The sequence below is a fragment of the Streptomyces sp. NPDC052682 genome (assembly GCF_040678435.1).
In the GTDB taxonomy this organism is placed as follows: Bacteria; Actinomycetota; Actinomycetes; order Streptomycetales; family Streptomycetaceae; genus Streptomyces.
Genome location: NZ_JBFATS010000020.1, coordinates 95,916 through 108,474, shown reverse-complemented (window position 1 = coordinate 108,474; position 12,559 = coordinate 95,916). Strand labels below are relative to the sequence as shown.

11 protein-coding genes and 1 pseudogene are annotated in these 12,559 nt (G+C 72.8%); 7 read left to right on the top strand and 5 right to left on the bottom strand.

Annotation, left to right across the window (positions count from 1 at the left end; genetic code table 11):
- Window positions 1–54 precede the first annotated feature (54 nt).
- Window positions 55–1,083, top strand: a complete 1,029-nt coding sequence (locus AB0K80_RS28140) for a methyltransferase (RefSeq protein ID WP_365674359.1) — start codon at window positions 55–57, stop codon at window positions 1,081–1,083.
- Between the two features lie 74 nt (window positions 1,084–1,157).
- Here AB0K80_RS28140 and AB0K80_RS28135 read toward each other — a convergent pair whose 3' ends face one another.
- Window positions 1,158–2,264 (bottom strand): SchA/CurD-like domain-containing protein, encoded by a 1,107-nt coding sequence (locus AB0K80_RS28135; RefSeq protein ID WP_365674358.1) that lies wholly within the window; start codon window positions 2,262–2,264, stop codon window positions 1,158–1,160.
- 241 nt (window positions 2,265–2,505) lie between these two features.
- Between AB0K80_RS28135 and purB the strand changes: the two genes are divergently transcribed.
- Together purB and mug are read left to right on the top strand one after the other, a co-directional pair.
- Window positions 2,506–3,948, top strand: coding sequence for an adenylosuccinate lyase (gene purB, locus AB0K80_RS28130; RefSeq protein WP_365674356.1), 1,443 nt, complete (start codon window positions 2,506–2,508; stop codon window positions 3,946–3,948).
- 13 nt (window positions 3,949–3,961) lie between these two features.
- Window positions 3,962–4,507, top strand: coding sequence for a G/U mismatch-specific DNA glycosylase (gene mug, locus AB0K80_RS28125; protein ID WP_365674354.1), 546 nt, complete (start codon window positions 3,962–3,964; stop codon window positions 4,505–4,507).
- Window position 4,508: 1 nt separating this feature from the next.
- Here mug and AB0K80_RS28120 read toward each other — a convergent pair whose 3' ends face one another.
- Window positions 4,509–4,940, bottom strand: a complete 432-nt coding sequence (locus AB0K80_RS28120) for a hypothetical protein (protein ID WP_365674353.1) — start codon at window positions 4,938–4,940, stop codon at window positions 4,509–4,511.
- A 155-nt stretch (window positions 4,941–5,095) separates the two neighbouring features.
- Here AB0K80_RS28120 and AB0K80_RS28115 point away from each other — a divergent pair, with 155 nt between their 5' ends.
- On the top strand, window positions 5,096–6,253 hold the full coding sequence (locus AB0K80_RS28115) for an ROK family transcriptional regulator (protein WP_365674396.1): 1,158 nt from the start codon (window positions 5,096–5,098) through the stop codon (window positions 6,251–6,253).
- Between the two features lie 54 nt (window positions 6,254–6,307).
- Here the strand turns inward: AB0K80_RS28115 and AB0K80_RS28110 are convergent, their stop codons facing one another.
- Window positions 6,308–7,069, bottom strand: a complete 762-nt coding sequence (locus tag AB0K80_RS28110; RefSeq protein ID WP_365674351.1) for a GntR family transcriptional regulator — start codon at window positions 7,067–7,069, stop codon at window positions 6,308–6,310.
- A gap of 195 nt (window positions 7,070–7,264) precedes the next feature.
- Window positions 7,265–8,182, bottom strand: coding sequence for an RNA polymerase sigma-70 factor (locus AB0K80_RS28105; protein WP_365674348.1), 918 nt, complete (start codon window positions 8,180–8,182; stop codon window positions 7,265–7,267).
- A 194-nt stretch (window positions 8,183–8,376) separates the two neighbouring features.
- Between AB0K80_RS28105 and AB0K80_RS28100 the strand changes: the two genes are divergently transcribed.
- The 3 genes from AB0K80_RS28100 (at window position 8,377) to AB0K80_RS28090 (ending at window position 11,584) form a co-directional block, all read left to right on the top strand.
- Window positions 8,377–9,207, top strand: a complete 831-nt coding sequence (locus tag AB0K80_RS28100; RefSeq protein WP_365674346.1) for an alpha/beta fold hydrolase — start codon at window positions 8,377–8,379, stop codon at window positions 9,205–9,207.
- A gap of 176 nt (window positions 9,208–9,383) precedes the next feature.
- The gene (locus tag AB0K80_RS28095; protein WP_365674344.1) at window positions 9,384–10,970 is read left to right on the top strand and encodes an alkaline phosphatase D family protein; all 1,587 of its coding nucleotides are present in this window, start codon (window positions 9,384–9,386) and stop codon (window positions 10,968–10,970) included.
- Between the two features lie 26 nt (window positions 10,971–10,996).
- Window positions 10,997–11,584, top strand: a complete 588-nt coding sequence (locus AB0K80_RS28090; protein WP_365674342.1) for a S1 RNA-binding domain-containing protein — start codon at window positions 10,997–10,999, stop codon at window positions 11,582–11,584.
- A gap of 265 nt (window positions 11,585–11,849) precedes the next feature.
- Here the strand turns inward: AB0K80_RS28090 and AB0K80_RS28085 are convergent.
- A pseudogene (locus AB0K80_RS28085) lies at window positions 11,850–12,078 on the bottom strand (IPT/TIG domain-containing protein); the annotation flags it as partial.
- Window positions 12,079–12,559: the final 481 nt, after the last annotated feature.

The following is a 12,559-nucleotide window of genomic DNA, read 5'->3' as shown; positions in this document are numbered from 1 at the left end:
GAATCACGCTCAACCCCCATCCGTGCACGTGTGAACCAGGAAGGAAGGCGGCCCATGACGACCGCAAACCCTGCTCCCCCACCGTCCATGCGGCTCAGGGAGCTCGTGTTCGGGGCGGCGTGCGCCGCCGCCCTGCGCGCGGCCGCGCGGCTGGGCGTGGCCGACGCGCTCGGGGACGGCCCCATGGCCGTGGAGGACCTCGCGGCCGCGGTGAAGACCGAGCCGCAGCCGTTGCGGCGGCTGCTGCGGGCCCTGTCCTGCCACGGCGTCTTCGCCGAGCGGGAGGACGGCACGTTCGCGCACACCGACATGTCCCGGCTGCTGCGCGAGGACGCCCCGAACAGCCTGCGCGACATCACCCTGTGGTGCACCGAGCCGTGGACCTGGGACGCCTGGCCGCTGCTCGACGAGGCGGTGCGCACCGGCCGCAACGTGGTGGAGGACCTGTACGGCAAGGAGTTCTTCACCTACCTCAACGAGGACGCCCCGGAGTCCGCCGACGTCTTCAACCGGGCCATGACGACCTCCAGCCGGCAGTCCGCGCGGGACGTCGCCGAGCTGCTCGACCTGTCAGGTGCCTCCTCGGTGGCCGACGTCGGCGGCGGCCAGGGGCACGTGGTGGCGAGCCTGCTGGAGAAGTACCCGGCCCTGCGCGGCACCCTGCTCGACCTGCCGCGCGTGGTGGAGAACGCCGATCCCCGGCTGCGGGACGGCGGTCCGCTCGCCGGCCGGGTGAGCATCGTGCCCGGCGACTGCCGCGCGGCCGTGCCGGTGAAGGCCGACGTCTACGTCATCAAGAACATCCTGGAGTGGGACGACGACAGCACCGCCCGGCTGCTGCGCAACGTGATCGAGGCGGGCGGGCCCGGGGCCCGGGTCGTCGCCATCGAGAACCTCGTCGACGACACCCCGTCGATGCGGTTCAGCACCGCCATGGACCTGATGCTGCTGCTGAACGTCGGGGGCGCCAAGCACACCACCGACAGCATGGTCCGCCGGCTGACCGCCGCGGGCCTGGTCATCGACGACATCAGCCCGGTCAATCCCTATCTGCACGCGTTCGACTGCACCGTGCCCGGGTGACGGTTTTCCCCACGCGTGAAAGGGAAGAGGCCGGGCTGCGCGCCCGGCCTCTTCCTCCGAGTGCGCCTGGTGCCTCAGGTCCGGGGCGCCCGGCGGTCGGTGAGGGGCTCCATGCGGGCCAGGTCCAGCACCCGCCGCAGGTCGGCGTCCCCGCCGGCGTGGCCGTCGAGGAGCGTCGTCAGCTCGGCCGCCTGCCCGGTGCCGGGCAGACCGAGCACGCGGGCCGGGTCGGCCGTCAGGTCGCCGCGGACGTCGATCAGCCGCACCACGACGTCCCCGCGCTGGAAGATCGTGCTGCGCAGCAGCGGGGCCCGCGGGTCGTCCGCCGCCGCCTCGTCCTGCCGGGCGAGCAGCTCGGCCAGCCGCATCCCGCTGCCGGGCCGGGCCGGGTAGTACAGCGCGTGCCGTTCGCCCTCCGCGTCCTCCTCGTCCGCCGCCACGTGGTGCACGGCCGGCAGCGCGGCCCGGGTGAAGAAGGCCCGGGCGGACTCGGGGTCGTCCAGGTCCCGGTGCTGCTCCAGGTGGGGGTTGAGGGCCTCCTCCACGGCCCGCACCTGAGGCTGCCGGGCCACGTGCCGCAGCGCCGCGAGCAGGTCGCCGCGCACCTCGATGGCCCGGACGACCCGGTTGCCGTGCAGGAACAGGGACGTACGGCACAGCCGGGTGGTGTCGTCGACGCGCGGCTCGGGCGGGGCGTAGCCGGCCAGGATGCGGGCGACCTCCCGTTCGCTGCCCGGCTTGACCGTGAAGGTCAGCGCGTGCCGGGTCACGCCGTCCCCGATCCTGGGCGACGCCTGCTGCCGGCGCTGTCCCGCCTCGGTCTCCCGGACGATGTGGAAGCGCAGGGACCGGGTGTCCCGCACACAGCCGTGCAGCGGCCGCACCGCCCGGACGTGGTCCTCGCTGTTGACCCACGCCAGGAACGGCGGGGCGCTCTCCCACTCGCTGGTGATCAGCCACTGGGACGGGTTCTCGATCGACTGGCACAGCTGCTCGCTGACGTGCCCCGGCACGTCGGCGACATGGGTGCAGAGCTGTTCGTACGCGTCCAGGAACTGCTGCTGCGCGCCGTCGTGGACGTCCACCAGGAGGACGACCCGCAGCGGGGAGCCGTCGAACACGGACTGCGAGACACGCTGCGACACCTGCCGCGCCGGCGGTCGATCAGAGGTGGTGGTCATCCTGCGCACGTCTCCTTCACGGGTCGGGTTCGTGAGCGCCGGCCGCCGGCTGCGCGACGCCGACCTGCGTCGATCCTCGGGTGGTCCCCCGGCGGGCGCGACTTGTGCGGAGCACGCGGGTGAGCGGCCGGGCCTGGCCCCGCGGGCGGGCGCGCGGGCTCCGGCCGGCCGGTCGGGGGCGGCGGCCGGGCCGGTCAGCGGCCTGCGGAGCGCCGCGGGACGCCGGGTAGACTCCGTGCACGTGACTGCTGCGCCCGCCAAGCCCCGTATCCCCAACGTCCTCGCCGGACGCTACGCCTCCGCCGAGCTCGCCACGCTCTGGTCGCCCGAGCAGAAGGTGAAGCTGGAGCGGCAGCTCTGGCTCGCCGTGCTGCGCGCCCAGAAGGACCTCGGGATCGAGGTGCCGGACCAGGCGCTCGCCGACTACGAGCGGGTGCTCGACCAGGTCGACCTCGCCTCGATCGCGGAGCGCGAGAAGGTCACGCGGCACGACGTGAAGGCCCGCATCGAGGAGTTCAACGACCTCGCCGGGCACGAGCACGTGCACAAGGGCATGACCTCCCGCGACCTCACCGAGAACGTCGAGCAGCTGCAGATCCGGCTGTCGCTGGAACTGATGCGCGACCGCACGGTGGCGGTGCTGGCCCGGCTCGGCAAGCTGGCCGGGGAGTACGGCGAGCTGGTCATGGCCGGCCGCTCCCACAACGTGGCCGCGCAGGCCACCACCCTCGGCAAGCGTTTCGCGACCGCCGCCGACGAGCTGCTGGTGGCGTACGGCCGGGTCGAGGAGCTGCTGGGCCGTTACCCGCTGCGCGGCATCAAGGGCCCGGTCGGCACCGCGCAGGACATGCTGGACCTGCTGGGCGGAGACGCGGCGAAGCTGGCCGAGCTGGAGCAGCGGATCGCCGCGCACCTCGGTTTCTCGCAGGCCTTCACCTCCGTCGGCCAGGTCTACCCGCGCTCGCTGGACTACGAGGTCGTCACCGCGCTGGTGCAGCTGGCGGCGGCGCCGTCGTCGCTGGCGAAGACGATCCGGCTGATGGCCGGGCACGAGCTGGTCACCGAGGGCTTCAAGCCGGGCCAGGTCGGCTCCTCGGCGATGCCGCACAAGATGAACACCCGCTCCTGCGAGCGCGTCAACGGCCTGATGGTGATCCTGCGCGGCTACGCCTCGATGACCGGGGAGCTGGCGGGCGACCAGTGGAACGAGGGCGACGTGTCCTGCTCGGTGGTGCGCCGGGTGGCGCTGCCGGACGCGTTCTTCGCGCTGGACGGTCTGCTGGAGACGTTCCTGACGGTGCTCGACGAGTTCGGCGCGTTCCCCGCGGTGGTGGCCCGGGAGCTGGACCGCTACCTGCCGTTCCTGGCCACCACCAAGGTGCTGATGGGCGCGGTGCGCGCGGGCGTCGGCCGGGAGGTCGCGCACGAGGCCATCAAGGAGAACGCCGTCGCCACGGCCCTGGCGATGCGCGAACAGGGCGCCGAGCGCAACGACCTCCTCGACAAGCTCGCCGCCGACGAGCGGATCCCGCTCGACCGTGACCGGCTGCAGGCCCTGATGGCGGACAAGCTGTCCTTCACCGGTGCGGCGGGCGACCAGGTCGCCACCGTCGTGGCGCGGATCGAGGAGATCGTCAAGCGGCACCCGGAGGCCGCGGGGTACACGCCCGGCGCGATCCTCTGACCCGGCGCACGCCATGCCGCGTTTCACCCCCGAGGAGCTGGAGGCCGCCCGCGACCGGCTGGTGCCGGACGTGGTCGCGGACGGCCTGCGGGTGTTGTTCTGCGGGATCAACCCGGGGCTGATGACGGCCGCGACGGGCCACCACTTCGCCCGCCCGGGCAACCGCTTCTGGCCGGTGCTGCACCGCTCCGGGTTCACGCCGAGGCTGCTGAAGCCCGCCGAGCAGCGCGAGTTGCTGTCGTACGGGCTCGGCATCACCAACGTCGTGGCGCGGCCGACGGCGCGGGCCGACGAGCTGAGCGCCGAGGAGTACCGCGAGGGCGGGCGGCAGCTCGCCGTGAAGGTGGCTCGGCTGCGGCCCCGCTGGCTGGCGGTGGTGGGCGTGACCGCCTACCGGGCCGCGTTCGACGACCGTACGGCCCGGGTGGGGCCGCAGGACCGGACGATCGGTGACACGCGCGTGTGGGTGCTGCCCAACCCGAGCGGGCTGAACGCGCACTGGACGGTGGAGACGATGGCGCAGGAGTTCGCCCGGCTGCGCGAGGCCGCCGCCCCGTAGGTCAGGGCGGGTCGGTCTGCGTGACGAGGGCCAGCAGCTGGACCGCGTCGCCGCCGTCCCGGTCGGCGACGGCCACGGCGACCCAGCGGCCGGTCCCCGTCACCTCCCACAGGCAGGCCACGCGTGCGCGCGCGCTGAGCGACGCCCACGGCTCGGGTATCTCCTCGTGCGCGGTGCGCAGCAGGACGGTCTGCAGGTTGTAGGGGTCGGTGTCGCCCCAGCGGGAGGCCAGGAACTCGTAGACGGCGTCCCGCGTCTTCTCGTACTGGTCCACCGTCACCGGCCGTTCCGCCGGGTCGTCGTCCCGGGCGCGCTCTAACACCGCGAGGTGGTAACCGGGGCCCGCCTCGCCGACGTCCGACGGGCCGTGCTCCGCGGGGAAGGGGCGGAAGCACAGCTCGTCGATGAGGGCGATGTGCTGTGCGATGTTCATGGGATCCAGTAAACCCGCCGGCACTGACAGTTGGCGGCGTGTCAGCCGGGACCGGGCGGCTGGGGCGGGGCCGGTCCGGGCGGCCGCCGCTCGCCGCGGTCCGCGGTGCCGAGTACGATCCGGCCCAACACGCGCACGAGCGGGGAGGACGGACGGTGGGGCGGCTGACCGGCGGGGATCCCTCGCTGCTGCGCAGGATCAACTCCGCGGTGGTGCTGCACGCGCTGCGTGCCACGGACTGCGCCACACTGACCGAGATCACCCGGGTCACGGGCCTGTCCCGGCCGACCGTCGAGGGCGTCGTGGAGGGCCTGATCGAGGCGGGCCTGGTCGTGGAGAAGGCCGCCGACGACAGTGCCGTACGGCGTCAGGGGCGGCCCGCGCGGCGGTTCCGGTTCCGGGCCGAGGCCGGGCACCTGCTGGGCCTGGAGATCGGCGCGCGCCGGGTGGCCGCGCTCCTGGCCGACCTGGACGGGCGGGTGATCGCGTCCCAGAGCAAGGACGTCGGCGAGACGGCGTCGGCGGACGAGCGGCTGGAGCGGGCGCGCGCCACTGTCGCCGAGCTGCTGCGGCGGGCCGGTGTGGCGCGCGGTTCGCTGCGGGCCGTCGGCGTGGGCACGCCCGGGATCGTCCAGGCGGACGGCACGGTACGGCTGGGCACGGCGCTGCCCGGGTGGACCGGGCTGCGGCTGGGCGAGCGGCTGGGCCGTTCCTTCAAGTGCCCGGTGCTGGTGGAGAACGACGCCAACGCGGCGGCCGTCGCCGAGCACTGGAAGGGCGCCGCCACCGAGTCCGACGACGTGGTGTTCGTGCTCGCGGGGCTGAGCCCGGGTGCCGGTGCGCTGATCGGCGGCCGGCTGCACCGGGGGTTCGGCGGTGCGGCCGGCGAGATCGGGGCGCTGCACCTGCTGGGCCGTGAGGCGGCCCCGGAGCGGCTGCTGTCCACCACGGACGAGCCGCTGCACCCGCTGGACGAGCAGGCGGTCGCCCGGGTCTTCGCGCGGGCCCGGGAGGGTGACCAGGGGGCGCGTGCGGCCATGGACCGCTTCCTCCAGCGGCTCGTGCACGACGTGGCGGCCCTGGTGCTGGCCCTCGACCCGGAGCTGGTCGTCATCGGCGGCTGGGCCGCGGGACTGGACGGCGTCCTCGCCCCCCTGCGCCGTGAACTGGACCGCTACTGCCTGCGCCCGCCGAAGGTCGCCCTGTCCGTCCTCGGCGAGGCGGCGGTGGCGACGGGGGCGCTCAGGCTGGCTCTGGACCATGTGGAGGAGCAGTTGTTCGCGGTGGAGGGCACGGTGACCGCCCGCCGTTGAACGGCCGTGCCCTCAGAGCGCGGTGGACGAACCGGATGCGGTGGACGAGCCGGGTCAGGACGCTCGGGCCTGCGGGCCGTGGTGGACCTGGACGCCGCCGAAGTCGCCGAAGGTCAGGCGGCAGGTGTCCGCGCGGTACGTGGCGACGGACAGCGCGGCGGTGCGGCCCCCCGCGACGAAGCGGGTCGTGACGACGAGGACGGGCGCGCCCGGCAGCCGGTCCAGCTCCTTGGCGTCGTCCGCACGGGCCGAGCCGAGTTCCACGGCGCTGTCCTGCCGCTCCAGTTCCAGGCGCTGCAGTTCCCGCAGCACCGCACGCGCGCGTGCCGCCCCGGAGGGCGCGTCGATGCCGGTCAGGTCGGGCACCGAGGACGGCGGCACGTAGAGCAGTTCGGCGGCGACGGGCCGGCCGTGCGAGACACGGGAGCGGCGGACGGTGTGCACGGACTCCTCCCGGGCGGTGCCCAGGGCGTCGGCCACGGCAGCGGGGGGCACGGCCGTCGTGCAGTCGACGGGCTGCCAGGCGTCCTCGGGGCCGCCCGGCCAGGAGTGCGGGTCGGTGCCGACGGACACGCCCATGCGCGGCGGGGCGACGGTCGTACCGACGCCGCGGCGGCGCTGGAGCCGGCCCTCCAGCTCGAGCTGCTCCAGGGCCTGGCGGAGCGTGGCGCGGGCGACTCCGAAACGGGCCGCGAGATCGCGTTCGTTGGGCAGGATCTCGCCCACGGAGAACTCCGAGTCCAGCGCCTCACTGAGCACGGTCTTCAGGTGCCAGTACTTCGGTTCCGGCACCGGTTCCAGCTGCGTGGTCCCCACCCTGTCCTCCGCATGAGCCGTGGTCCGGCGGCGTTTTTTCGCGCCTTGTTTATTAAAGGTTGTTTCACTTCTCAGCGACCATAGGGCGGCCCTCACCCTTGGTCAAGACCAATCGCGGTCCCTCGGGCGCTGGTGGGGATACACGTGTCAGCCGCCCGGCCGGGGCCCTGGGCGGACCGCCGTGCCGGGGCCCGCTCAGGCCGGTGCGGCGCCCGGCCCGTCCTCGGGGGTGAGACCGGCGAGCGATCGCAGCTTGTCCGGGTTGCGGATGACGTAGACCGCCTGGATACGGCCGTCGGCGACGTCCACCTGGAAGACGGTGTCGGGTGTGCCGCCGGACAGCGCCAGGACGGCGGGGCCGCCGTTGAGTTCGAGGAGGCGGACGGACAGGTCCGGGGCGCCCTTGCGGGCCGCGCCGACCAGGAAGCGGCCCACGTGGTCGGCGCTCTCCAGCACCCGCAGCGGTGCCCGCGCCTTGCCGCCGCTGTCGCCGACGAGCCGGACGTCCGGGGCCAGCAGGGCCATCAGTCCCTCGAGGTCGCCCTCGGCCGCGGCGGCCAGGAACCGTTCGGTGAGGTCACGACGCTCGGCGGGATCGACCTCGTAGCGCGGCCGGCGTTCCTCGACGTGCCGCCGGGCCCGGGTCGCCAGCTGACGGATCGCCGGTTCGCCGCGATCGAGCATGGCGGCAATCTCGGCGTACGGGAAACCGAACGCCTCCCGCAGCACGAACACCGCCCGCTCCAGCGGCGACAGCGACTCCAGGACGACGAGGACGGCGAGGGAGACCGAGTCGGCGAGCACCGCCCGTTCCGCGGTGTCCGGGGCGGTGTCCCCGAAGTCCGTGACATACGGCTCGGGCAGCCACGGGCCGACGTAGGTCTCGCCGCGCGCCTTGATCTGGCGCAGGCGGTCGATGGCCAGGCGGGTGGTGACGCGCACCAGGTAGCCGCGCGGTTCGCGCACCTCGGCACGGTCGGCGCCGGACCAGCGCAGCCAGGCCTCCTGGACCACGTCCTCCGCGTCGGCCACGCGCCCCAGCATGCGGTAGGCCACTCCCATGAGGACGGGACGGTGCTGTTCGAAGACGTCGGTCGCGGTGTCGGGGGTCACGCACCCCATCCCAGCCGACGGGTGCGGTCGTGTCCAGGCTCGACTGCCGGTGCCGCCGGGGCGTGTTGGGGGGATTGCTTCCGGGTGTACGGTTCCGGCCGCCGGGGGCTACCCACCGGTAGCAATTGCTGACAAGCTGTCTACGGCCTTCGCCGGGCCATCCCGTCAGCGAGCACCAGCCGAGGAGCACCCCCATGTCCGCGACCGTCTCCTTCAAGGTCACCTCCCCCGACGGCCCGCAGTCGGTGACCGTCTCGTACGCGCGCGTGGGCAGCGGCGAGCCGTTGCTGCTGCTGCACGGAATCGGCCACCACCGGCAGGTGTGGGACCCGGTGCTGCCCGCCCTCGCGGCCGAGCGTGACGTGATCGCCATCGACCTGCCCGGCTGCGGCCGCTCCCCGGCGCTTCCGGACGGCATGGCCCACGACCTGCCCACGATGAACGCCGTGCTCGCCGCCCTGTGCGGGGCGCTGGAGGTCGAACGGCCGCACGTGGCGGGCAACTCGCTGGGCGGACTGCTGGCGCTGGAGCTGGGCCGGGCCGGGCTCGTCCGGTCCGTCACGGCACTGTCCCCGGCCGGGTTCTGGAACGACGTGGAACGGCGTTACGCCTTCGCGATGCTCACGACGATGCGGCAGATCGCGCGGCGGATGCCGCAGCCGCTGGTCGAGCGGCTGGCCCGCCCGGCGGTCGGCCGCACCCTGCTGACCAGCACCATCTACGCCCGCCCGGGCCGCCGTTCGCCCGAGGCCGTGGTCGCCGAGACACTGGCGCTGGCCCGCGCCGAAGGCTTCTCCGAGACGCTGCGGTCCGGCAGGAAGGTGCAGTTCACCGAGGACGTCGCCGGCGTGCCGGTCACCGTGGCATGGGGCGACAAGGACCGGCTGCTCATCCCCCGGCAGGGCGTGCGCGCCAAGACCGTCATCCCCCAGGCGCGGCTGGTTCGCCTGCCCGGCTGCGGCCACTGCCCGATGAACGACGACCCGGCGCTGGTGGCCCGGGTCCTCCTGGACGGCAGCCGCTGAGGGCACCTCCGGCTCCGTGCCGCCCCCGGGTGCGGGGATCCTGCCGGCCCAGGGCTCCCGGGCGGAGCCCGGGCCGCTGCGGGCCGATGTTCACCTGGGGTTTGCGTGCGTGCCGCGAGGCCCGCGTAGGTGTGGCAGCGCACACTTGGCCGGATCACGTCCCTGGAGGCGCACCCATGTCACACCGCCCGTTCCCCGGTCGCCGCAGCGTCCTGCGCGGCTCCCTCGCCGCGTCGGCGGCCCTGACCCTGCCCGGCGCCCTCGGGGCCGCACCGGCCTTCGCCTTGTCCGGCCGTCCGAAGGCGGAGTGGGGGGTGCAGACGGGCGACGTGACGTCCCACTCCGGGCTGGTGTGGGTGCGCTCGGACCGTCCGGCCCGGATGATCGTCGAGACCTCCGCCACCGAGTCCTTCCGCAACCCGCGCAGATGGCACGGCCCGCTGCTCGGCGCGGACACCGACTTCACCGGCACGACCCGGCTGCGCGGGCTGCCGCCGGGCGAGCAGATCCACTACCGGGTGCTGCTCGCCGACCCGGACGACCCGCGCCGCACGGGTGAGCCGGTCGCCGGTACCTTCCGCACGGTGCCGGTCAGGCGCCGCGACGGCGTGCGGTTCCTGTGGTCCGGCGACCTGGCCGGGCAGGGCTGGGGCATCAACCCGGACCTCGGCGGCTACCGCATCTACGACGCGATGGCCAGGCTGGACCCGGACTTCTTCCTCTGCAGCGGCGACACCATCTACGCCGACGGGCCCATCACCGCGACGCAGGCGCTGCCCGACGGCAGCACCTGGCGGAACCTCACCACCGAGGAGAAGTCGAAGGTCGCCGAGACCCTGGCCGAGTTCCGCGGCAACTTCCGGTACAACCTGCTCGACGCCAACCTCAGCCGGTTCAACGCCCAGGTGCCGTCCGTCGTCCAGTGGGACGACCACGAAGTGCGCAACAACTGGTACCCGGGCCAGATCATCGTCGACTCCGACACCCGCTACACCGAGAAGCGCGTCGACGTGCTGGCGGCGCGGGCCCGGCGCGCGTTCAGCGAGTACTTCCCCCTCTCCACGCTGCGGCCGGGCGCGCGGGACGGCCGCGTCTACCGCGTGCTGCGGCACGGCCCCCTGCTGGACGTCTTCGTGCTGGACATGCGGACGTACCGCAACGCCAACTCGCCCGACGACCAGACCGTCGACCCGCAGGGCATCCTCGGCCGCGAGCAACTGGACTGGCTCAAGCGGGAGCTGGCCCGGTCCCGGGCGGTGTGGAAGGTGATCGCCGCCGACATGCCGCTCGGCCTGGTCGTGCCCGACACCACCGAGGGCAGGCAGAACATCGAGGCCGTGGCGCAGGGGAACCCCGGCGCGCCGCTCGGCCGGGAGCTGCAGATCGCCGAGCTGCTGCGGTTCGTCAAGCACCGGCGGATCACCGGCACGGTGTGGCTGACGGCCGACGTGCACCACACCTCCGCGCAGCACTACCAGCCCTCGCGGGCCGCGTTCACCGACTTCGAGCCGTTCTGGGAGTTCGTCTCCGGGCCGCTGAACGCGGGGGCCTTCCCCGCCAGCGCCCTGGACAACACCTTCGGCCCCGAGCGGGTGTTCGTGAAGGCGCCGGCCACGGCGAACGTATCGCCCGCCGACGGCTACCAGTTCTTCGGCGAGGTGGACATCGACGGCGACAGCGGCGATCTGACGGTGCGGCTGCGCGAGCAGGACGGCACGGTCCTGTTCACCAAGGTGCTCCAGCCTGGCCTGGTCGGTCAGTGACAGTTCCTCGTGAAAGGCTGTGCGGCATGGGCGGACCGTCGGAGAATCCAGAACTGTGGGCGTTCCTGGCATCGCTGCACTGCGGTGAATTGCTTTCCGGCACTGTCACAGCGATCGAGCGGTTCGGCGTGTTCGTGGCACTGGACGACGGCCCCGACCACCCCATCTTCTCCGGCGTGGGGTTCATCACCATTCCCGAACTGTCCTGGCGGCGCTTCGAAACGGCTTCGGACGTCGTTCACGTCGGGCAACGCGTTGCGTGCGAGTTCCTCCAGTTCGACACGTGGAACCTCGAGGCCAGGCTGTCCTTGCGTGCGACGCAGCCAGACCCCTTCCAGCAGTTCGCCGACCGCGTTGCGGTGGGTCAGAAGCTGCATGGGCAGGTCACCAAGCTGGTCCCATTCGGCGTCTTCGTTCGGGTCGCGGACGGCATCGAGGGACTGATCCACCTACGAGAGCTCGCATCAGTGCCCGTGGAAACTCCGTCGGATTTCGTCCAAGTCGGCGACGAGATCGCAGTCGTCGTCACCTCTGTCGATACCGAGCGACGGAGATTGACCCTCTCTCGACGAGAGATCTCACCAGACCAGAGCGACCGGCGCGACCGGCGGTGAAGGTCACCGGCTGGCCGACCGCCAGGAATCCGGCAACGAACCGACCGTCGTCGTAGGTGGCGGTAAGCCGAGGGGCGGTGTCGGACCAGGTGACGTAGTCCGAGGCGGTCGCCGTGTCCGACTCGCATCACCCTTCTCTTGGGGATGGAGTTGTTGCACAGCGAAGGCGCCCGCCGGGCGGCCGGACCGGCCGTCTCGGGCGGGCGTCTGACGGGTGCCAGCTACTACTCGGTGGTAGTCGGGGCCCGTCTTCGGGGTGGGTCGGATGCGCGAACGGCACCGGGTTGCTGGTCCCGCCCGGAGTGGTCACGGTCACCCCCGACCGTGCCGGTCCCCGACGGGGAGACGGCGGTGACCTGGGTCGGTGAGACCTGGGTGATGTTCGTGGCCGGCTTGTTGCCGAACGTCACCGCGGTGGTGTTGGACAGGTTCGTGCCCGTGATGGTCACCAGCGTGCCACCGCCGGTGGAACCCTGATTCGGAGAGATAGGCATCGCTGTACTCCTCGCTCTTGGTGGGGACCTGCGAGGAACCGGCGCACAAGGGCCAGCAAGCCGCCGACGGCCGCGTCAAGGGACAGAAGCATCACGCGGTCAATGCCCCGGGGCCCAGGGAGGACGAACAGAGGCGACGCACGCCGTGGTCACGGCCAGCGCGCTCCAGCCCCCCGGCGTCTCCTGTGGGCAAAGAGAAAAACCGCAAACGGCTGCCTGTCTCAACGTCCCCCGGAACGGGGAGAAGGAGGTCGCGTTCCTACTCCAGAAGCGGACGGCTGTGGCGCCGGTGAATCGGTATCTGACACGGTCACGGTGGTACCGCCGGAGGCTGACTCCTGCTTGGGACTGACCGAAGAGACCACAGGGGCAACCATGGTGGTGAACTCCTTCGATGAGGGAGAACCGGCGGAGCAGTCACGTACTTCTGAGCCGGCTCCTGGCCCAGGTCGGGGCCCGTCCGGGCGGTGGGGGGTTTGCC